At 47.6% G+C, this 21,099-nt stretch carries 21 protein-coding genes and 1 other RNA gene; 12 read left to right on the top strand and 10 right to left on the bottom strand.

From position 1 onward, the window contains the following. Positions 1 to 144: 144 nt before the first annotated feature. From ACFW2W_RS03170 to ACFW2W_RS03155, 4 genes are all read left to right on the top strand, one after another. On the top strand, positions 145 to 1,284 hold the full coding sequence (locus tag ACFW2W_RS03170) for a sulfate ABC transporter substrate-binding protein (protein ID WP_378173225.1): 1,140 nt from the start codon (positions 145 to 147) through the stop codon (positions 1,282 to 1,284). Positions 1,285 to 1,412: 128 nt separating this feature from the next. Further along, positions 1,413 to 2,270: a sulfate ABC transporter permease subunit CysT gene (cysT, locus tag ACFW2W_RS03165; RefSeq protein WP_378173222.1), complete on the top strand. Its 858-nt coding sequence runs from the start codon at positions 1,413 to 1,415 to the stop codon at positions 2,268 to 2,270. Continuing rightward, entirely contained in the window at positions 2,260 to 3,141 is an 882-nt protein-coding gene (cysW, locus tag ACFW2W_RS03160; protein WP_378173219.1) for a sulfate ABC transporter permease subunit CysW, read from the top strand. The genes cysT and cysW overlap by 11 nt, the downstream gene beginning before the upstream one ends. Before the next feature lie 15 nt (positions 3,142 to 3,156). Further along, complete coding sequence (locus tag ACFW2W_RS03155) at positions 3,157 to 3,486, top strand: NIL domain-containing protein (RefSeq protein ID WP_378173217.1); 330 nt, start codon at positions 3,157 to 3,159, stop codon at positions 3,484 to 3,486. 72 nt (positions 3,487 to 3,558) lie between these two features. On the opposite strand, the gene ACFW2W_RS03150 is transcribed toward ACFW2W_RS03155, so the two are convergent. Next, positions 3,559 to 4,206: a response regulator transcription factor gene (locus ACFW2W_RS03150; RefSeq protein WP_378173214.1), complete on the bottom strand. Its 648-nt coding sequence runs from the start codon at positions 4,204 to 4,206 to the stop codon at positions 3,559 to 3,561. A gap of 200 nt (positions 4,207 to 4,406) precedes the next feature. Then, positions 4,407 to 4,859, bottom strand: coding sequence for a ferredoxin (locus ACFW2W_RS03145; RefSeq protein ID WP_378173212.1), 453 nt, complete (start codon positions 4,857 to 4,859; stop codon positions 4,407 to 4,409). A gap of 305 nt (positions 4,860 to 5,164) precedes the next feature. Between ACFW2W_RS03145 and groES the strand changes: the two genes are divergently transcribed. Together groES and groL are read left to right on the top strand one after the other, a co-directional pair. Further along, positions 5,165 to 5,476, top strand: coding sequence for a co-chaperone GroES (gene groES / locus ACFW2W_RS03140; RefSeq protein ID WP_378173209.1), 312 nt, complete (start codon positions 5,165 to 5,167; stop codon positions 5,474 to 5,476). Positions 5,477 to 5,596: 120 nt separating this feature from the next. Beyond that, positions 5,597 to 7,234 (top strand): chaperonin GroEL, encoded by a 1,638-nt coding sequence (gene groL / locus ACFW2W_RS03135; protein ID WP_378173206.1) that lies wholly within the window; start codon positions 5,597 to 5,599, stop codon positions 7,232 to 7,234. A gap of 574 nt (positions 7,235 to 7,808) precedes the next feature. On the opposite strand, the gene ACFW2W_RS03130 is transcribed toward groL, so the two are convergent. The 4 genes from ACFW2W_RS03130 to ilvD all read right to left on the bottom strand — a co-directional run bounded on the left by ACFW2W_RS03130 (position 7,809) and on the right by ilvD (position 12,216). Further along, positions 7,809 to 8,414, bottom strand: coding sequence for a transposase (locus ACFW2W_RS03130; protein WP_378173203.1), 606 nt, complete (start codon positions 8,412 to 8,414; stop codon positions 7,809 to 7,811). Positions 8,415 to 8,500: 86 nt separating this feature from the next. Beyond that, on the bottom strand, positions 8,501 to 8,983 hold the full coding sequence (locus ACFW2W_RS03125) for a hypothetical protein (protein WP_378173201.1): 483 nt from the start codon (positions 8,981 to 8,983) through the stop codon (positions 8,501 to 8,503). A gap of 109 nt (positions 8,984 to 9,092) precedes the next feature. After that, the gene (locus tag ACFW2W_RS03120) at positions 9,093 to 10,424 is read right to left on the bottom strand and encodes a cytochrome P450 (RefSeq protein WP_378173198.1); all 1,332 of its coding nucleotides are present in this window, start codon (positions 10,422 to 10,424) and stop codon (positions 9,093 to 9,095) included. 106 nt (positions 10,425 to 10,530) lie between these two features. Continuing rightward, entirely contained in the window at positions 10,531 to 12,216 is a 1,686-nt protein-coding gene (ilvD, locus tag ACFW2W_RS03115) for a dihydroxy-acid dehydratase (protein ID WP_378173195.1), read from the bottom strand. A 617-nt stretch (positions 12,217 to 12,833) separates the two neighbouring features. Here ilvD and ACFW2W_RS03110 point away from each other — a divergent pair. The 3 genes from ACFW2W_RS03110 (at position 12,834) to ACFW2W_RS03100 (ending at position 14,576) form a co-directional block, all read left to right on the top strand. Further along, entirely contained in the window at positions 12,834 to 13,034 is a 201-nt protein-coding gene (locus ACFW2W_RS03110) for a hypothetical protein (RefSeq protein WP_378173192.1), read from the top strand. After that, complete coding sequence (locus tag ACFW2W_RS03105) at positions 13,016 to 13,852, top strand: pentapeptide repeat-containing protein (RefSeq protein ID WP_378173189.1); 837 nt, start codon at positions 13,016 to 13,018, stop codon at positions 13,850 to 13,852. Before ACFW2W_RS03110 ends, ACFW2W_RS03105 begins: the two co-directional genes overlap by 19 nt. A 127-nt stretch (positions 13,853 to 13,979) precedes the next feature. Next, on the top strand, positions 13,980 to 14,576 hold the full coding sequence (locus ACFW2W_RS03100) for a pentapeptide repeat-containing protein (RefSeq protein ID WP_378173186.1): 597 nt from the start codon (positions 13,980 to 13,982) through the stop codon (positions 14,574 to 14,576). A 239-nt stretch (positions 14,577 to 14,815) separates the two neighbouring features. Here ACFW2W_RS03100 and ACFW2W_RS03095 read toward each other — a convergent pair whose 3' ends face one another. The 3 genes from ACFW2W_RS03095 to ACFW2W_RS03085 all read right to left on the bottom strand — a co-directional run bounded on the left by ACFW2W_RS03095 (position 14,816) and on the right by ACFW2W_RS03085 (position 17,841). Further along, the gene (locus ACFW2W_RS03095) at positions 14,816 to 15,250 is read right to left on the bottom strand and encodes a CAAD domain-containing protein (protein ID WP_378173183.1); all 435 of its coding nucleotides are present in this window, start codon (positions 15,248 to 15,250) and stop codon (positions 14,816 to 14,818) included. Positions 15,251 to 15,639: 389 nt separating this feature from the next. Next, positions 15,640 to 16,698, bottom strand: coding sequence for a tetratricopeptide repeat protein (locus tag ACFW2W_RS03090; RefSeq protein ID WP_378173181.1), 1,059 nt, complete (start codon positions 16,696 to 16,698; stop codon positions 15,640 to 15,642). Between the two features lie 264 nt (positions 16,699 to 16,962). After that, on the bottom strand, positions 16,963 to 17,841 hold the full coding sequence (locus tag ACFW2W_RS03085) for a 6-carboxytetrahydropterin synthase (protein ID WP_378173178.1): 879 nt from the start codon (positions 17,839 to 17,841) through the stop codon (positions 16,963 to 16,965). 178 nt (positions 17,842 to 18,019) lie between these two features. On the opposite strand from ACFW2W_RS03085, the gene rnpB reads away from it, so the two are divergent. From rnpB to ACFW2W_RS03070, 3 genes are all read left to right on the top strand, one after another. After that, an RNA gene (gene rnpB, locus ACFW2W_RS03080) (RNase P RNA component class A) lies at positions 18,020 to 18,428 on the top strand. 611 nt (positions 18,429 to 19,039) lie between these two features. Further along, entirely contained in the window at positions 19,040 to 19,747 is a 708-nt protein-coding gene (rnc, locus tag ACFW2W_RS03075; protein WP_378173175.1) for a ribonuclease III, read from the top strand. 65 nt (positions 19,748 to 19,812) lie between these two features. Beyond that, positions 19,813 to 20,931: a Gfo/Idh/MocA family protein gene (locus tag ACFW2W_RS03070; RefSeq protein ID WP_378173172.1), complete on the top strand. Its 1,119-nt coding sequence runs from the start codon at positions 19,813 to 19,815 to the stop codon at positions 20,929 to 20,931. 70 nt (positions 20,932 to 21,001) lie between these two features. On the opposite strand, the gene ACFW2W_RS03065 is transcribed toward ACFW2W_RS03070, so the two are convergent. After that, positions 21,002 to 21,085: a hypothetical protein gene (locus ACFW2W_RS03065; protein ID WP_378173273.1), complete on the bottom strand. Its 84-nt coding sequence runs from the start codon at positions 21,083 to 21,085 to the stop codon at positions 21,002 to 21,004. Positions 21,086 to 21,099: the final 14 nt, after the last annotated feature.

Raw genomic sequence — 21,099 nt, 5'->3', positions numbered from 1 at the left:
TCGCCCTCGCCTTCCTCTCCACCAAACCTCTGGCTGAAATTTCGCGGAACCAGACACAAACGTTCTTAGTTGCTGTAAAATTTATGTTCGTACTCAAAATTACGGTATCCCGATCGATGTACCGGGGATTAAAGGAGAGCGTTCATGCGTTTGTGGCAAATTACTCGGCTTAAGGCATTTCATCCGTGGAAACAACAGACAGCCAGATGGCTGAAGGTCACTTCCCGGAAGGGTTTTGTGTCTCTGTTCCTATTGGGGATGAGTTTAAGTGTAGCGATCGCATCTTGCGCCCCCAATAACTCTAATTCCCCGACAACGACTGCCTCAGGTGGTTCCAGTCCAGCGGCGAAAACCGGCGATGCACAAGTAACCCTCGTCTCCTACGCGGTGACTCGCGCCGCCTACGAAAAAATTATTCCCCAGTTCACCGCTAAGTGGAAACAGGAACACAACCAAAACGTTACCTTCAACCAAAGCTATGGTGGCTCTGGCTCCCAAACCCGTGCCGTAATCGATGGTCTAGATGCGGACGTTGTAAACCTGGCTCTCGCTCTTGATACCGAGAAGATTGAGAAAGCGGGGTTGATTGAAGCCGGTTGGGAGAAAGAAGCTCCTAATGGTGCAATTGTCAGCAAATCTGTTGCAGCACTGGTTACTCGCGACGGCAATCCCAAAGGAATTAAAACCTGGGCAGACTTAGCGAAAGATGACGTGAAAGTCATTACAGCTAACCCCAAAACTTCTGGTGGCGCTCGCTGGAATTTCTTAGGTTTATGGGGATCGGTGACCAGAACGGGCGGTGACGATGCCAAAGCCCAAGAATTAGTCACCAAAGTTTACAAGAATGTCCCCGTGCTACCTAAAGACGCCCGCGAAGCCAGTGATGTCTTTTTCAAGCAAGGGCAGGGAGATGTCTTAATCAACTATGAAAACGAAGTAGTATTGGCTGGGCAAAACGGTCAGAAACTTCCTTATGTCGTGCCCGATGCGAACATCTCCATCGACAGCCCTGTCGCCGTTGTAGACAAAAACGTTGACAAACACGGCACTAGAGAAATTGCCGAAGCGTTTGTCAAGTTTCTGTATACCCCAGAAGCCCAACGAGAATTTGCCAAGGTGGGATTCCGACCCGTTGATCCTACAGTGGGGGAAGAAGTAGCGAAGCAGTATACCCCAGTAAAAACTCTCTTCACCGCTCAAGATTTGGGGGGTTGGGACGAGATCCAGAAGAAGTTTTTTGATGACGGAGCAATTTTTGACAAAATTCAGGCTGGCAGCACATAAAGACTTACTAATTGCTAATTGCGTCATTATCAACCAACAAAAGACCAAGACTCATTAGCAATTAGCCACCAGTAAAAACCAAGAACGATTCCCGAAATTCTTCATCCTTTAATACTGGATACTTTCCTATGGCTGTATCGGCTCCTCCTCAACGAACTTCTGTTTGGAAAAACCCCTTTCTCAAGATAAGCAGTATGTCGTGGCCTTGGCGGATTACTTTGGGGTATATGACCATCATGCTCCTCCTGCCCGTGTCTGCGCTTCTGTTGAAAGCAAGTACAGAGAAACCGATTGATTTCTGGAGAATTGCCACCAGTCCCATCGCTCTTGCCACCTATGATGTCACCTTTATCACAGCCTTTATTGCGGCACTGCTCAATGGGGTGTTTGGCGTTTTAATTGCTTGGGTTTTGGTTCGCTATGAGTTCCCATTCAAACGGTTGATTGATGCCGCCATTGATTTGCCTTTTGCACTGCCTACCTCAGTCGCGGGTTTGACACTGGCAACGGTCTACAGCGATAACGGCTGGATTGGTTCCCTGCTAGCACCTTTGGGAATTAAAGTGGCATTCACGCGCTTGGGGGTGGGGGTAGCGATGGTGTTTATCTCCTTGCCCTTTGTCGTGCGAACCTTGCAGCCTGTATTGCAAGAAATGGAGCATGAAATCGAAGAAGCTGCTTGGTCTTTGGGAGCCTCTAAATTTCAGACGTTTTGGCGAGTTGTTTTGCCACCTTTAATGCCAGCAATTTTAACGGGTGTAGCGTTGGGGTTTGCGCGTGCTGTTGGAGAATATGGCTCGATCGTAATTGTGGCTGCCAACGTACCCTTTAAAGACTTAATCGCATCAGTGTTGATTATTCAGCGATTGGAACAGTATGACTATTCAGGAGCAACGGTGATTGGCACCGTTTTATTAGCAATTTCGCTGTTAGTTCTAATAGTAATTAATCTCTTGCAAGCGTGGGGACGACGGTATGAACTCTAATTTAGCAGGGAAGTCTTTTAATCCAGAGTCAAAAACTCCTCAAGTCTCCTCAATCGAGAAGGAAAAAAGCTGGGTAAAAGTTGCTTTAATTGGGGTAGCGATCGCTTACTTGGCTGTGATTCTGTTCATTCCAGCCATCAACGTCTTTGTGCAAGCATTTAAGGGAGGGGTTGGTCCTTTTATACAAAATCTGACGGAACCCAATTTTCTCCATGCCGTAAAGCTGACTATCTTGATCGCCCTAATTGTCGTACCGCTGAATGTCGTGTTTGGGCTATGTGCAGCCTGGGTGGTCGCACGGCATCGATTTCGGGGTCGAACCTTTCTCATCAGCCTTTTAGACATCCCCTTTGCCGTATCCCCGGTCGTCGCTGGACTGATGATCGTGCTGCTCTATGGACGCAATGGCTGGTTTGGTCCACTGCTAGCGGCAGCAAACATAAAAATTATTTTCGCCACCCCTGCAATGATATTGGCGAGTGCATTTATTACGATGCCCTTTGTCGCCCGTGAAGTGATTCCCGTTTTGGAAGAAGCCGGTTCAGATCAAGAAGAAGCGGCTAAAACTTTGGGTGCTAATGACTGGCAAATCTTCTGGCGCGTCACCCTGCCGAATATTCGTTGGGGTCTCCTCTACGGCGTCATTTTGACCAACGCCAGAGTCATGGGCGAGTTTGGTGCCGTCTCGGTTGTATCTGGCAATATTGCGGGCAAAACTCAAACCCTGCCGTTGTTTGTGGAGGAAGCTTATAAGCAATACCAGACTCAAGCATCTTTCTCAGCCGCCGTTTTGCTTGGGGCACTCGCGTTAGTCACCCTCGTTTTGAAAGAAATTCTAGAGCGTAAAACCCGTATTAAAGATGTTGAATAGGAGGAATTGAGGGCTATGTACAGTACAAATAACTTGCCTGTGAATTCAGCTCAACTAGCCCAATCTACGACTGGGCAAGAAGATAATAGAACCACTAAAATGCGTGTCAGAATCCGCATTCCCAAAGAGTACCAGGAAGAGCCAATCATCTCGCGACTGGTCTCTCACCACGGTGTCACAGTCAATATCGCCGCTGCCCTACTGGGAGCCAACGCCAGAGACGATGGCTGGTTTGACCTGGAACTCTCAGGATCGACTCGCCAACTTCAAAGCGCCTTAACTTATTTGAATGAACTGGATCTAGAACTCTGGAGCAAATCAGACAGCGAACAAGATGGGTGGTAACGAAGAGTTAAAAATGCAAAATTAAAAATAGAAATTATTCATTTTTAATTTTTAATTTTGCATTTTTAATTGTTAAGCCATATTACTCTCAATCGCCCAACGAGCTAACTCCGTGCGGTTATGGAGATTCGTTTTACCTAACATATTGGAAACGTGGCTTTCAATTGTGCGCTGAGAGACATTCATCTGCTCGGCAATTTCTCGATTTGCCATACCTCTTGCCACAAACTGAACCACTTTCAGCTCGGTCGGGGTTAATTCTACAGAGTCGGGTACCTGGAGTTTCGATCCTCCTTCGGTTCCTCTGGCTGGATGATGAATTAGGCGAGTGGCCTGCTTGAGGGAGGATTCCACTTGCGCCACCAGTTCTTCTGGCTCAAAGGGCTTGACCATGTAGACATCTGCCCCAGTATTGAGACCCTTCACCCGGTCTTGGCTTTGACCTTTCGCTGAGAGGAACAGAACTGGAATCCAGCTGATGCGGGGATCTTCTCTCACGTGTTGGACGAGGGCAATGCCGTCCATCTCTGGCATCATGACATCACAGATAATCATGTCTGGAATATCATGCTCTAGAACTTCCAGTGCTTCCCGACCATTTTCAGCGGTGATGACTTCGTACCCCCGAAATTCCAGGTAGTCCTTGACCAGCAAAATCAGGTTGGGGTCGTCATCAATCAGCAACAGTCGTTTGTTATCTCTGATACTGGTGTCTTTCATGCTGTGCCACTCGCCAAACCTGGAATTGTGAAAATTTAAACCGTTTTCTACGTATAGTTTACGTTTTTTTCAGCACCCTGCTGCACCGATTCCTACTAAGTCTAGGCAATTACTATAATCTGTTTTTAGAAATTATAGTCACTGACATGGGTCACAACGACGAAAATCTAGTAGGTACACGGAAGAATATAACGTAGCTACTATGTTACTGTATAGGGTTTTGGTAGTGGATGAACTAAGAAAGCGTATTCTTGAACAATTCTGTTGCCAATCAGATGTTCTTGGATAATCCGCTCAATGACTTCAGGAGTCGCTCCACGATACCAAACGCCATCTGGGTAAACTACTAGAATTGGGCCAGAGGAGCAAACTCGCAGACAGTTAGCTTTGGTGCGGAAAATGCAAAAGGGGCTTTTGTCGGAAGGCTTGTCTAGTTTTAACTCTTTAAGTCGCTTTTTCAAGTAGTTCCAAGATTCTAAACTGGTTTCCTTGGAGCAGCACTGGGGTAGGGTTGGATCGGCACAGATGAAGATGTGGCGCTGAATTTGATTGAGTCCTAAGGTCTGCACGCAAGCAAAGAGAGCATCTTGGTCTGGTGCTTGACAAGTTTCCGGAATTTCAGGGCTAGACTCAGCCACTGGGTTTTCAGTCATTATTTATTTTATTTCCTGGGAAGAGGCGAGATATCCCGTTTTTACGAGATTTTAGCGGTTCCAATTTTTTTTTAGCAGATAGAGTGCGATCGCGCTATGCCATCCCAATGGCTTTAGCCATCCTTTGTCTTGAGTATTTCTACTAAAGTACTGCTGCAACCGGACAAGTTCGGGAACCCGTACAAAGAATTTGGTTGCGATCGCACACTGGTTGGGCTAAATTAGCACTCAGAGGTTGAGAGTGCTAATTCTCAACGAACTAATTGTGTCTCTTGAGTCAAACCTGTAATAGGAGCGAAGTTTGTATGGCAGCTGTATCTCTAAGCGTATCCACTGTTAAGCCGCTGGGCGAGCGCGTATTTGTGAAAGTGAGCGCTGCTGAAGAGAAAACCGCTGGTGGAATTCTTCTTCCTGATAATGCTAAAGAAAAGCCTCAAGTAGGCGAAGTCGTCGCTGTGGGACCTGGCAAGCGCGATGACAAAGGCACTCGTGTTGAGTTAGAAGTCGCTGTTGGCGACAAGGTTCTCTACTCCAAGTACGCTGGCACAGACATCAAACTCGGCACAGAAGAGTACGTTCTGCTCTCAGAGAAGGACATTTTAGCAGTCGTTTCATAAAGTTCTGAGTTCTGAGTTGAGAGTTCCGAGTTAAAACATCTGCTTAACTCAACACTCAAAACTCAACGCTCAACACTCATTCAAAACTCAAAACTCAAAACTCAAAACAACTGAGGAACTATGGCTAAGCGCATTATTTACAACGAAAACGCTCGTCGCGCCCTGGAAAAAGGGATGGACATCCTAGCTGAAGCTGTGGCTGTTACTCTCGGTCCTAAAGGCCGCAACGTGGTACTAGAGAAGAAGTTTGGCGCACCACAAATCGTGAATGATGGTGTCACCATTGCCAAAGAAATTGAATTAGAAGATCACGTTGAAAACACGGGTGTCGCCTTAATTCGTCAAGCCGCCTCTAAGACCAATGATGCTGCTGGTGATGGCACCACGACTGCAACCGTTCTCGCTCACGCAATCGTGAAAGAGGGCTTGAGAAACGTTGCTGCAGGTGCGAATGCAATTTCTCTGAAGCGCGGGATTGACAAAGCCACCGGCTTCCTGGTGGAAAAGATTGCCGAACACGCCAAACAAGTAGAAGATTCCAAAGCGATCGCTCAAGTTGGTACTATCTCTGCTGGTAACGACGAAGAAGTTGGTCGGATGATCGCCGAAGCGATGGATAAGGTGGGTAAAGAAGGCGTCATTTCCCTGGAAGAAGGGAAGTCCATGACCACCGAACTGGAAATCACCGAAGGGATGCGCTTTGACAAAGGCTACATCTCTCCCTACTTCGCTACCGACATGGAGCGGATGGAAGCAGTTCTAGAAGAGCCTTTCATCCTGCTGACCGACAAGAAAATCACGCTTGTCCAAGACTTAGTGCCCGTTCTAGAGCAAGTCGCTCGTGCCGGTCGTCCTCTGATCATTATCGCTGAGGACATCGAGAAAGAAGCTCTGGCAACCCTGGTGGTTAACCGCCTGCGGGGCGTGCTGAATGTGGCTGCTGTCAAGGCTCCTGGTTTTGGCGATCGCCGTAAAGCAATGCTGGAAGACATTGCCGTTCTCACTGGCGGTCAGCTGATCACCGAAGACGCTGGTCTGAAGCTGGAAAGCACCCGCTTAGAGATGCTGGGCAAAGCTCGCCGCGTCAACATCACCAAGGACAACACCACAATTGTCGCCGAAGGCAACGAAGCCGCTGTGAAGTCTCGTTGCGAACAAATCCGCCGTCAAATGGACGAAACCGATTCTTCCTACGACCGCGAGAAGCTGCAAGAGCGTCTAGCTAAGCTGGCTGGTGGCGTCGCCGTCGTCAAAGTGGGCGCTGCTACCGAAACCGAAATGAAGGACAAGAAGCTGCGTCTGGAAGATGCCATCAACGCTACCAAAGCTGCTGTGGAAGAAGGTATCGTTCCTGGCGGCGGTACAACTCTGGCTCACCTAACTCCTCAGTTGGAAGAGTGGGCTAGCGCCAACCTGAAGAATGAAGAGTTGACGGGTGCGATGATTGTCGCTCGTGCTTTGGCTGCTCCTCTGAAGCGGATTGCTGAAAATGCTGGTCAGAATGGCGCTGTCATCGCCGAGCGTGTCAAAGAGAAGCCCTTCAACGTTGGTTTCAACGCGGCGACGAATGAGTTCGTCGATATGTTTGAAGCTGGTATCGTTGACCCCGCTAAGGTGACTCGTTCCGCTCTGCAAAATGCCGCTTCTATCGCTGGCATGGTGCTGACAACTGAGTGCATTGTGGTTGACAAGCCTGAGCCGAAGGATGGCGCTCCTGCTGGCGCTGGCGCTGGCATGGGCGGCGATTTCGACTACTAATCGCCATAGTTATTGAGTAAACTTTGGGAGCAGCTTGCAAACTGCTCCCATTTTTTTAGGAGTAGCACAGCTTTACTATTCTGGCTTTAGATAAGAGGGTAGAGACGCGATTAATCGCGTCTCTACGATTGATCGCGTCTAGAACAAACCATCAAAATTGTCTTGACAGTCTAGTAGATAGGAAAGTGAAGTATGTCTATAGACTGCTGGATTCATCAGATCAGGACTTACGCAACTTGCGCGACATCTGAGGGCAACCACAGGGGATTGCCCCTACAAAAACGCTATATGTATAAGCTTTGCGTAAGTCCTGAGATATCGCCTCACGTACTCGGAAAGTTGAAAAGATATCGGGTCTCTTGTAGATACATTTGAGCTTCCAGATTCAGGTAAAGATAATTTTATAAATTTTTTTAAGTAATTCTTGAATTATCTTGGACATGCACTAGATAGGAAAAACGCGCTCTTACTTTACATGGCATAGTTTTAAATATTCCTTCAAAGAATATGCGCGATCGCCAAATCTCTGTAGAGACGCGATTAATCGCGTCTCTACAGAGATTTATGACATGGTTTAAAATCTGTTTTTAGATTCTTTGGGCGGTAAATTTGCTGGGTTTTCAGAGTCATCTTGCCATCTCAGAGGGTTGTTGACGATATAATGTCTCACCTGACTCAAAGAATTTTCATCACGGATAATGCGGTCATCAAATCGCGGTTGCCAAGAAAAGGCTGGGTTAATTTTTCCAATTTCGTATTTGCATCGTCCTTTGTACCACCGGATAACTCTGGAAAGTGAATCTTTCGACAACATTGGATTATGTTGTTTGGTAACTCCACCTCTTCCGCCCATATTGTCATCTGTAGAGACGCGATTAATCGCGTCTCTACGATTAATCGCGTCTCTATTTTGATGAACAACCAGAATGCCATGAATGTGATTTGGCATTATAATAAATTCGTCTAATTGGAAATTTGGGAAATAATTAGTAATTTCACACCAATTATTTTTTGCAACTTTACCTTCTGCTGATAGTTGCATTTCCCCAGCCGCTAGATCACCGAAAAAACATTTGCGATCGCGAATACAGATGGTGACAAAATACCATCCATCATTAGCATAATCCCAACCTTTCAAACGAGTAGATTCAATCCGATACTTATTTTTAAAGAGAGTCATGTAGTCAAAAACATATTTTTATAGAGGAGATTAATTTTGTCTCGATTAGAGTTGCGCTCATAAATTACTTGATATCCCTTCACTTTTCAAACTTCTATATCAATTTTGTCTGAAGTGAGGATTGCTGCCACTTCTTGTAAAAGCTCGTTCTGCTCTTTTTGAATTGTTTCTAGCCTAGAAGAAATCTCTGCCAGCCTTTGCTGTTTATCCTTCTGAGTAGGTTGAGAAATTGAATCTGGTAAAGCTGGAAGTTCGGCATTTTTAGCACTTGTCAGATGTTTAAATGCTAAGCCCCCAAATTTGCCCATTGATTGAAAACTAACTCCAAACAAGAGCTGAATTAACTTAAAAGGAGCTTTTAATATTGATAAGCTAGTTGTTTCAATTAAGCGACCGACAGCTTTGATTAAGCTCCCAGCGATCGCTACTGCAAACAATAAAATAACTAAGCTGACAATTGGGTGATTCGTCGCCCAGATGAATATCTGAAGTAGCCGCAAGACGGAGGGGTGAGCTTGCAGCCACTCATTGATAGAAGAAGCGATCGCTGTTTGAATGGGATTAGACATAGCACTACTAGAGGAAAACGCTTTTTGCTACGTTTGTTCTTATATAGTCTTTGGTTCCTCAATCGTGATATTATCGCTTTCCCGAACCAGCGCGATCGCTCTCTCATACCTATTTTTCACACAGCACTTGCAAGGCTTGAAACCGCACGCGCAGCCTATCTCTTGGGTGGCTGGTGGGAATTTCTACTGAATCAAGGCGTTGATTCGGCAAGAGTTCCCACTGATAACTGCGTAGTAAGTGGGCGGCTACAATTTTCATCTCCATTTTCGCAAATGCTATCCCAATACAAATTCGCGGCCCACCGCCGAAACCAATTAAACTAAAGGGACGTTGCTTGTGTTCTTGCCGTTGGGGGCTGAAGCGGTCTGGATCGAAACGCTCTGGTTCGGGGTAAACCGTTGGTAGTCGGTGAGTCCCGATAATCGAATACACCACCTGCCATCCAGTTGGAACATGAAAGCCATTAAATTCAAATGGTTTGACGACGCCGCGAAATCCGCCGCCGACAGGCTGATGTAGTCTTTCAATCTCAGAGAGAATTTGGTCTAGATAGGGCATTTGCCCCAATTGTTCTAAATTCACCCCTCCTGTAGCGGCAAGCTGCTGCTGTTCTTCCCTGGCGCGTTGCAGCACCTCTGGGTGACGGGCTAACTCCAGGCACAACCAAGTCAGCATTGAAGTGGTCGTTTCATGCCCAGCGAATAGTAACAGCATCGCTTGGGCGCGAATTTCTTTCTCGCTCATGCCGTTACCGTCTTCATCCTTGGCTTGTAATAAAAGGCTGAGAACGTCTTTAGTCGGATGTTGCTGGCGATCGCGCACCACTTTGCTCAAATGTTCTAAAATTTCGTTACGAGCAGCGATCGCTTTCCCAAACTGCGTAAACGGTAAAGGCAGCGGGTTGATGGCAAACAGCCCATTTGTTAGCCTTGTAAACAATAGGCTCAAACGAACCGCTTCTGGCCCCGGATTTGTACCCAGCAATAATTGACTAGCAATATCAAATGTTAGCTGTTTGAACTCATCAAACCAGGTAAATTCCTGTTTCTGCTGCCATTTTTGGAGATAGCTTTGCGTAATCGACTCCATTGTGGCGACGTAGTTTCCTAGCGCTGCGCCATGCAAAGCTGGCATCATCAGGCGGCGATTTCTGCGATGCTCCTCGCCATCTTGCACAAACAGGGATTCGCCCAGCAGCATTTTAAAATTGTTGGGCCACCCCTCGCGCCACGAGAAACAATCCATGTGGCTGGAGAGGACAAATTCAGCTGCCTCTGGCCCCACCATAAAAACTGTAGGTTTGCCAATAACATGACTCTTAAAGATAGAGCCATACTGCTGATAGCGCTTTTCGATAAATTTGGGGTCGAACACAAACGCGAGTGTTTCGCCCAGCATCGGCAACCCCATCCTGCCAGGAGGAAGTTTATCGCTGTTCATTAATTGTTAATCTTTGTTAAAAGTTATAAAAAATGAAGTATAAATAGAAATTTTATCTTTCTTTTATACTTCATTTTTTTGTTTGTCTAACCGCTAAAGACTGTTGTCAACCCAAGTCTAAATCCGTCACGGCTCCGACACTACTAGAAGAGACTAACTTGGCATATTTTGCCAGTACGCCAGTTGTATAACGGGGTTTAGGCGGTTGCCAAGCGGCGCGACGACGTTCTAATTCTTCATCAGGTACATGAAGGTGTAACAGACGATCGCGTGCATCAATTGTAATCGTATCGCCTTCTTCAACGAGAGCGATCGCGCCTCCTACAGCCGCCTCTGGTGCTACGTGACCGACAACCATCCCATAAGTCCCGCCAGAGAAGCGTCCATCGGTAATCAAGCCGACAGCATCCCCTAATCCTGCACCAATCAGGGCAGAAGTAGGAGCCAGCATTTCTCGCATTCCCGGACCCCCCTTGGGACCTTCGTAGCGAATCACCAAGACATCTCCACGGTTGATCTTGCCAGCCAAAATTGCTGCTAAAGAAGCTTCTTCAGATTCAAACACCCGCGCTGGACCTGTGATTGAAGGGGTTTTCACGCCGGTAATTTTGGCGACAGCCCCTTCTGTTGCCAGATTGCCTCTCAGGATGGCTAGGTGTCCTTGGGCATACATCGGGTTATTCCAGGGACGGATAACATCTTGGTCAGCGCGGGGCTGTTCTGGGACATCTGCCAAGACTTCAGCAATGGTTTGTCCGGTGATGGTCAGGGCGTCCCCATGTAGCAAATCGCGTACCAGGAGCATCTTCATCACCTGGGGAATTCCACCGGCTTTGTGTAGGTCAGTGGCGACATACTTACCGCTAGGCTTCAGGTCGCATAAAACGGGCACTCTGGCTCTAATTGTTTCAAAATCATCCAAGCATAATTCGACGCCAATGGAATGAGCGATCGCTAGTAAGTGCAGCACAGCATTCGTAGAACCACCCACTGCCATAATCACCGAAATCGCATTCTCAAACGCTTTTCGGGTAACAATCTGTCGCGGCAAAAGTTGTTTTTGAATTGCCTCTACCAGCACAAAAGCAGATTTCTCAGCACTTTCTGCTTTTTCAGCATCTTCTGCTGCCATTGTGGAAGAATAAGGCAAGCTCATTCCCATCGCTTCAAAAGCAGAAGACATCGTATTAGCGGTATACATCCCGCCGCAAGAACCGGCACCCGGACAAGCCTTGCGTTCTACTTGCAGCAACTCATTCGTGTCAATTTTCCCGGCGCTGTGTTGCCCCACCGCTTCAAAGGCACTCACAACCGTCAAATCGCGCCCGTTGTGATTTCCGGGTTTAATCGTACCGCCATACACGAAAATAGCCGGAATATTCATCCGAGCGATCGCAATCATCGCTCCCGGCATATTCTTATCGCAGCCTCCAACGGCCAGCACTCCATCCATACTCTGCCCGTTGCAGACAGTCTCAATCGAGTCGGCAATCACCTCCCGCGACACCAGGGAATACTTCATTCCTTCGGTGCCCATTGAAATGCCGTCGCTGATGGTAATCGTGCCGAACATCTGAGGCATCGCCCCAGCCACCTTAGCCCCAGCTTCAGCCCGTTTCGCCAACTCATTTAACCCCATATTGCAGGGGGTAATGGTGCTGTACCCATTGGCAATTCCCACAATGGGTTTCGTAAAATCTTCATCTCCAAAACCAACAGCACGTAACATAGCCCGGTTGGGCGATCGCTGTACGCCTTGGGTTACGACTTGGCTTCTCAAATTCTCCGGCATTCTCTGTCCTTAAGATTGCTTTTCCTTGGATCGGCTATTCTCTTTGCAGGTTTGGCGTTTGAGACAAGGTCTCTCCATATAACTAGATTACAGGAATCTTCCTGTCAAAGAGCTACCTGCTGACAGCTACCAGCTGGCAGCTATTTTGTAACAATTAGATTTAATTGGGCGGAGTTGATCCCTCAAGTTAGGAATAAGATTCAGTAGCTAGATTTTAACCGCTAGCTCTAATGATGATCTAGGAGTTTCCAGCCTTGTAAATCTTTGATAGAAAACGCGCGAACTGATTTTTTGGAGCGCTTCGCGATCGCAACGCCTCCGAGGAAATTCCAGGCGCGATGAAGCCTAGTGACTTTATCCCACACTTAACCTTACGGTTATAGTGTAAGCTTTCTCAACCTCACGGCTACTGGTTCTAGTATTTAACAGGCAAACTCGCTCAAGCATCTACACCGAATGTCCAACCATTTAGCTGAACCAGGCTCCAAACGCGAGTTCCACCGTTTTTGAGTCCCGCTCGAAGTGAAGGATCTAAACAAATGTTCGCTCTACCTGTGTACCCAGGAGGTTTTACACACTCAAGGGTTAGGGAGTGTAACCTCCTGCCTCAACGTGTCATGGTTCTGTGTCGAGCCAAATCGTCGATTACAACCTTTATTTTTGGCTTTGAGCGTCTGTCATCCCACCATTGGGCAGCTCTTGGCATAGACTGCGATCGCTATTTTCTTGCCTCTCTAAAAGAGGGTTTGAACCCCATCCCTAACGACTGTAGCGGCAGTACCCTGAAGGGAGGTCTGAGATGGATGCTGATGAACTGAAACGGCTCTACGCAGCAGGTGAACGAGATTTTCGAGAGGTAAATCTGCGGAAAGCAGACCTGATGGGAATTGACCTCAGCGAAGCGAACCTGCGGGGAGCAGACCTGCGCGAAGCAAATCTAATTGGGGCATACCTAATGGGAGTGAACCTACGCGAGGCAAATCTAAATGGAGCGATTCTCCGCGCTAACCTCAGTGAGGCAAATCTGATCGGCGCTAGCCTGATTGACGCCAACCTGAGCGAAGCGATTCTGACTGAAGCGAGTTTGCGCGCTGCCAATCTCAGCGGAGCCAACCTCGCCGGAGCTAACCTGAGTCACGCTCTTTTGAGCGAGGCAATTCTCCGCGATGCCAATCTGACGGGAGCCAAACTGATTGATGCACCCCTGAGTCGAAGCAACTTGACGAATGCTACCTTGATTGGAGCTGTGCTGGAAGGTGCTAACTTAACGAATGCCATCCTAATTGGAGCCAACCTGGAGAAAGCCAACTTAGCAAACGCTATTTTAAATGGAGCCAGTGCAATTGGAGCGAATCTCACTCAAGCAGATTTGAGTCGAGCCAAGATGAGCGGAACCAATCTGACAAATGTCATCTTGATTAAGGCCAATCTGAGGGGAGCAAATGTGAGTTGGGCGACTCTGCGAGGAGCTAATCTCACAGGAGCTAACTTGTACAGGTCAAAACTCTGCTGGTCAAACCTGACTGGGGCGATTCTCATTGAAGCAGTTCTAATTGACGCTAACCTAAATCGAGTCAATTTCCGTGACGCCGATATGACTGGTGCCATTATGCCAAATGCAGCCACGCACGAGTAGCGAACTGACTTTTTGGAGCGCTTCGCGATCGCTAGCAAGATTTTAGATTGGCAATTCATCGAAAATAAATCTAAAATCCAAAATTCCTAAGTCCACGCTAACCGGAAGCAATTTAGAGGCAATAGAAATGGATGGGGATGAGGTTTTAAAACGATATGCCGCTGGAGAACGCGATTTCCGGAAGTTAGATTTGAAGGCGGCAAACCTGGAAGGAGCCAACCTGGGTCAGGTCGATTTCAGCGAGACGATTCTGGAAGGAGTTAACCTGGCAGGAGCCAACCTGCGGGGGGTAAACCTATCAGGTGCTGACCTGAGTGGGGCAAACTTGAGTCGTGCTGACCTGACGGGTGCTGACCTAACGGGTGCTGACTTGATCGGGACGAATTTTGATAAAGCCAGACTGATTGGTACAAGGCTAGTTAAGACTGAACCGATTGGAGCTGAGCTGACTGGAGCTAACTTAACTGGGGCAAATCTGACTGGCGCAGATATGAGAAGGGCAAATCTGAGCTATGCCAACCTCAGCGATGCAATCTTGTGTGAAGCTAACCTAAGTAGCGCCCTACTCATTGGCGTAAATCTGAATAGAACCGACTTGATTAAGGCGAATTTGACTCAAGCTGACTTAAGTGAAACCGACTTGAGCGGAGCCGATTTAAGTGGAGCCGACTTGAGCGGGGCAATCTTGTCGGTGGAACACTTTACACCCAGCGAGCTTGAATGATCCCTCATTGCTGGTATATTTAACTACCAAACCAAGTGGTAGAGACGCAATCACCGCAAGTCTTCCATAATCTAAAATCCAAAATATCATTTTGGATTCGACTCGCTTGAAAATATCAAGTTAGGGGCGCACGCACTGTCTACCCAGCATTCACAAGGTAAACAAATGAAAACCAATAGGGGCAGGCACGAAGTGCTACCCCTAAGTCAGAATGTCACGAAAACAGGAGAATGAGAAACTTACGGGTTGATCGAATCCCCACCAACAACTTGCCCTTTGAGAGTTTTAAACTCCTCGGACAACTCCTGACGATTAGAGGCTCGGAGTAAGTAACGGTAAACAAACCAGGCTGAGTAACCAATTCCCACCAGTTCAAAGGTAGGCGCTAGCAGGGGAATATCATTGAGCGCATCCAGAACCGCCAGCGTCACCTTCACGGTGATGATGCCAGCTAATATTAGACCCACAGTGGTCAGCGGGCGCTGGTACTCCGAGAAGAACTCACCCAAGTAATCTGGCAGTTCTGCGAAAAATGCGGAAATTTGTTCTCCAATTTGCTGCCACTTTTCCGTTGATTCCGTGGCTGGGGGTAGCGCTGCCAATTCCCCTGGCGCGTCAACTCTCACCTCTACCTGGGTTTTTTCGGTGTCTGGGGCGGAATAGTCAGTTTGCATGGTGTCCATATCCTCCATATCGTTGTTTTAGTACAATTGTGTATCGTTTAGGCAAGATAGCTGGGTACAATTGCGGGGTGAATTCCTCTTGCCCATATTATCAGACACCCCAAGACGACTTGATTGAGTCCAGCATTTTTCTGTTAAGACTTAGTGATAATCGGGCGAACGGTCTCTATGCATCTCCCAAAAGCGGGACGTAGCTAGAGAAAATTAAAAATTAAAAATTAAAAAAGTTTTTAGCTGAATCTACGCTATACGGATATAGATTAGAAACAAAAGCTGAAAAACATAATTAGCAAGCCTTTCGGGAGTAATTAAGCTCAATAAGCTTTCGGCAATCCATAGATTGCCTTAATGAATTTTTTATTTTTATTTTTAATTAAACGCTACTGGTCGTACTCCATCACTTTGGCGTAATCGCCCAAAGCATAGCAAGCCACTCGGAGACTTCCCAAAGCCTGCCCTTCTACTCGACTGTCTTGGAGGATTCGCGCTATCCTCAAGCGTTGCTCGTAATACTCAATTGCTTTAGCATAGTTGCCCAATGCCTCGGAAGCCACTCCTAAATGCGAAAGTGCCTGCTCTTGGGAGCGGAGGTCATCAGTTGCCGAAGCGATCGCTAGGCGTTGCTCTCCGTAGTCAATCGCCGCAGAGTAGTCCCCGACTGCGTAGCAAGCATTCCCCAGATTTCTGAGAATCTGTACCTCAATGCGGTGGTCTCCAGTCTGCTGCACGAGTGCTAAACGCTGCTTATAGTAGTCAATCGCTGCTGAGTAATCTCCCAGAGCGTAGCAAGCATTTCCCAAATTTCTCAGGATCTGACCTTCTGCCTCACGGTCTTGGAGATCCCGCGCTACTATCAAACTCTGATGCTGGTACTCAATCGCTGCTGAGTAGTCTCCCAGTGCCTTGTAAGCCAGTCCGAGATTGTTCAGCGCCGCCACTTCTGCACTCAAGTCTTTCAGTTCCCGCACGACTAGCAGACTTTGTTGCTGAAACTCAATGGCTTTGGCATGGTTGCCTAAGTGACGGTAGGCATTGCCGATATTTCCCAGCGCCTGACTTTGCAATCGCTGGTCTTTGATACTTTGGGCGATCGCTAAACTTTGCCCAGAATACTCTACCGCTTTGGCAAAATTTCCCAAGGCATAGTAAACTAGCCCCAAATTGCCAAGAGTTCTTCCTGCTCCTCGCTGGTCTTGAAGTTCGTAGTAGACCGTGAGTGCTTGTTGAAAAGATATTCGTGACGCCTCAAATTGACCGTTTTGGTGCTGCTGGGCACCTTGCTCCAGCAGTCGGTCAGCTTCTCTCTTCGTGTAATTATCGGTTGTCGGCAGATGTTGGCTATGAGCGCTAATCTCTGTGGGAGGAACAACAGTGATGCGTTCCTCCTCAGGTAGGTCGCCCTTTTGCTGGCTGTTGTGATGGTTAACGCGGCGATCCATATATTTTTCTCAACACCTTGATTCGCTTAGCACCGACTTGCAGTATGAGGCTAGGTCGTCTCTTTTTAGTGTTCCCGGATCGGCTTGTTAACCTTCTATGCTTTGAACAAATTTTTCAAAAAATTTTACAAGTTATCGATCCAAGCGTTGGAATGCTACCCCTGCTTGCCACTTGACTAACGCTGCTTGGGACTCGGTAGACGAAAATCGATAGCGGGTTTGTTCCCGACATTTTCTGAAAATTCACGCCTCCCGGCTAAAACTTCAAGTAGATACAGGCGTTAGAGCGCGATCGCTATCTTGAATTCCCACTGCATTTAAAGCTGTTTCGGTACAGTATACTTCACACGAATTATTCGGACTTTCAACCAGTTTTACCTTATGCAACTTTGCTCCCAGTTCCCGGATAGGCTCTTGCAGAAGATTCCGGATATGAATGGCAATATTCTCAGCCGTGGGAACAACTTGGGCAAAATAGGCGATATCCTTGTTCAGAAAAGTATGGTCAAACGGCTCAAGCACATAATCTTCCACTACCTTGTTTAAAGCTCCTAAATCCACAATCATGCCCGTGCGCGGATCAATTTCGCCTTGAACTGTCACTTCCAAGTGGTAGTTGTGCCCGTGACCGTTGGGACGAGCGCATTTACCATAAATCTCGCAGTTCTCTTCGTAACTGAGGTTAGGATGAGCCAGTCTGTGAGCGGCGCTAAAGTGGGTACTAATCGTCAGATACGCTTCCATTCCGTTTCCTTGATAGTCGGCCCAGAGTTCGGGATGTTCAAATAATTGAATATTTACCAGCGGTAAGTGCGGTGCTAGACGCTGCCAAATCACCCGCGCGATGTTTTCTGTGGTAGGCAGGGTTTGTTGAAATTCTGACCAAACATCGTTTAGATAACCGAAGTCTAGCTGGCTGGTCACTTCCTGTTTAATCACCCGTTTGACTTCAGACAAGTTTTGCACCATGCCATACTCATCCAAATCCCCGGCAAGGGAGACAAACAAAACGTAGTTGTGTCCGTGTCCAGGCGACTGAGTGCAGCGACCAAACGCTTGTATATTCTCCGCTTGACTCAGTTCTGGCAGCCAATAACGGTGGCTCGCCGAAAACTGAGCGCGGCGGTTGATGATGCATCTCATAAGTCCAGTAACCAGCAGAATTATTAAGTTACGTAAATCATTACCTTATATTTAGGATAATCTAATTTTCAGCTTGGGTCTCGAATTTTTCCTGAAAAACCGCATCGGCAAAGTGAGAATTCAAAAGCTAGAATTAGCTATTCTTCGGCTCTTGAATATGCCACACTAAAGAACGGGAGAGAGTAGGCGCAGGTGGTTGCAGATTTGCCGTTCGTGCGAGTCTGAGGAAAGTCCGGGCTCCCGAAAGACCAAACTTGCTGGGTAACGCCCAGTGCGGGCGACCGTGAGGATAGTGCCACAGAAAGATACCGCCGGGACAATTAAAAATTAAAAATGCAAAATGAATAATTTTTAATTGTCCCGGTAAGGGTGCAAAGGTGCGGTAAGAGCGCACCAGCAGCGTCGAGAGGCGCTGGCTCGGTAAACCCCGGTTGGGAGCAAGGTAGGGAATCATGGTTGGTCTTTTTCCGGTTCCGTTTTAAAACCGCTTGAGGCGTCTGGTAACAGGCGTCCCAGATAGATAACCGCCCTCCCAGCGGCACTGCTGCTGTGGAGAACAGAACCCGGCTTATGACCGACTCTCTCCCTTAATTTGCTTAAGTGTTGTTAACAGGAGCTAGAGAGGCGAGGGTAAGTCTAGGTGGAGAAACCCTCTTCAACTGGCGTCTGAAAAAATTGTGTAAATTGAGCGATCGCTTATCAAGTCTCCCCGGCAAAAGAGTACGAGCAAAGCATTCTCTGCAAGGATGAGCAGCCGGAAAAGTAATCATTTGCTAAGGATAAATCAATCTAATTTATAAATTCAGTGCAGCGAGTTCATCTAATAATGAACTCGTTTTTCTCTTGATGCAGTCACAAAAGTCAAGACTTCAAGAAATTTCGGATAGCCACCCGTAACATTTAACGATAATCTGTCTGCCAGAAGCGATATTTACACGATTTTGAACTCTTGTTAATCAGGGTGGCTTAGTGGACAGATCATTGTTCCGCTCGATTGCGAACCAATACCAAGAATTGCGAGGTATTCACACGAGCGCAACGATGAACGTTATCGGCAAAGCAATCGGTGAGAGTAGATTGATTTATGTTGAGGATGTGCGCCAAAATGGTTTGATGGAACCCCTGATGCCCCAGGTCGAGGCGCTGTTCAGTGATGTGGCAAAAATGATTGGGGTTCCCCTAAGCCCAGCACATTTCAATGAATCTCAGCTATCCTCCTCGCCAGCATCAGCTGCAAAATCTGATCCAAAAGTTAGGGCTTCCACAGCAGGTACCAGTGCAGTGGTCGCTCCTCGACTTAGCGCTCACCCACTCCACAATTTCGACAACGGCGAACTATGAGCAATTGGAGTTTTTGGGGGATGCGGTAGTGCGGATGGCGGCGTCTGAATTTTTATGGGAAGTTTATCCTGATTGTTCCGTGGGTGAATTTTCGGCAATTCGGAAGGTACTGGTGAGCGATCGCACTCTGGCGCGGATTGCAGATAGTTATGGACTGGATCGCTACCTGTTAATTTCTGATAGTGCCGCTGGTGACAAAGCAGGTCTTACCTCGCGGTTGGCAGACGCCTTTGAAGCGGTGTTGGGTGCCTTATACTTGAGTACGCATACATTGGAACTGGTGCGCCCCTGGCTAGATTCTCACTTTAAACAACTGGCGTCCGAAATTCGGACTGACCCAGCCTACCAAAACTACAAGGACGCCCTCCAAGAATGGACGCAAGGTCATTACCAAATACTGCCAGAATATCGCGTCAAGGAAACCAGACGACTTCACGGCGATCCAGAGCGTTTCACCGCCGAGGTTTGGCTGCAAGGGCGTCGATTGGGTCAAGGCAAGGGACATTCTAAAAAAGCTGCCGAACAAGCTGCTGCTAGGGAAGCTTTTTTAGCGATTAGGAATTAGCCTAGTTTATGGCTAATTGAAGGCTGGCTAATTGCGAATGACAAAGAATAATTAGCCAGTCTTCAATGAACAACGAACAACAAACGACGATGAAAACTGGAATTGCTGTGTTGGGGGCTGGGCGCTGGGGTGTACACCTAGTGCGGAATTTTCTAGAGCATCCTCAATCCCGTCTAGTCGCGGTATTAGACCCTAACCTTGAGCGATTAGAGGCACTTCGAGAGCGGTTTAAGCTAGATGAGTGCGTGCTTCTAACAACCGAATGGTCCCAGGTGCGACAGATGCCGGAAGTCGAGGCAGTTGCGATCGCTACCCCAGCCACTACCCACTACACCCTGATCGCCGACGCCCTCCGGCAAGGCTATCACGTCTTAGCAGAAAAACCACTAACCCTCGATCCGTCTGAATCCTTGGAACTGTGCCGATTAGCAGAACAACAGCACCGGCAACTCTTCGTAGACCACACCTATTTGTTTCACCCAGCGGTTGAACGAGGCAAAACCGCAATCCAATCAGGAATTCTCGGAGATTTGCGCTATGGCTACGCCGCCCGTACCCATTTAGGTCCTGTGCGCCAGGATGTAGATGCACTCTGGGACTTAGCCATCCACGACATTAATATTTTCAACAATTGGCTTCAGGCAACGCCAACTCAGGTGCAAGCGGGCGGTACCGTCTTTTTGCCGGAAGAAGCCGGAAAGATGAAAGATGAAGTAAATTCTCACACTCATCCCTCATCCCTGATTCTTCATCCTTTAAGAGACCTTGTTTGGGCGACACTCACCTATCCCAGTGGCTTTCAAGCCTTTATTCACCTGTGCTGGTTGAATCCTGATAAACAGCGTCGCCTGTGCGTCGTGGGGAGTGAGGGAACTTTGATTTTTGATGAGTTACAAGCAGAGGCACCGCTAACCATTCAGCATGGACGCTTTGAAAACACCAGTGCTGGCCCTTATACGCCAGTCAATCAAAGCCGGGAAGTATTGAGCATAGAACCGGGCGAACCTTTAGGGCGAGTTTGCGATCGCTTTTTGGGCTGTATCCGCCAGAACCAATCTTCAGAGATTTCTTCCGGATGGGTGGGTGCCCAGCTGGTACAGATTCTTAGATGTCTGAGCGAATCTTTACAACAGGGAGGACTTACGGTTACAGTTCCCCAGATGATTGACTCCCAAAACTCCTGAAACATGAATAGGACTTAGGCAACATCACCACATAGTGTGGGGGTAATGTTCTAGACGTGTGGCTCGATAGTTAAATTAACAAGCCAAACTCATAGCGATTGATGAACAGTCCAATCACCACATCATGTAGCCAAATGGACTTGGAAAAACAAATCGTCTTGCGAGTGA

The sequence above is a fragment of the Coleofasciculus sp. H7-2 genome, from assembly GCF_042747725.1.
Taxonomy (GTDB): domain Bacteria; phylum Cyanobacteriota; class Cyanobacteriia; order Cyanobacteriales; family FACHB-T130; genus FACHB-T130.
Note: the sequence above shows the minus strand (reverse complement) of the source record. Positions and strands in the feature narration are given on the sequence as shown.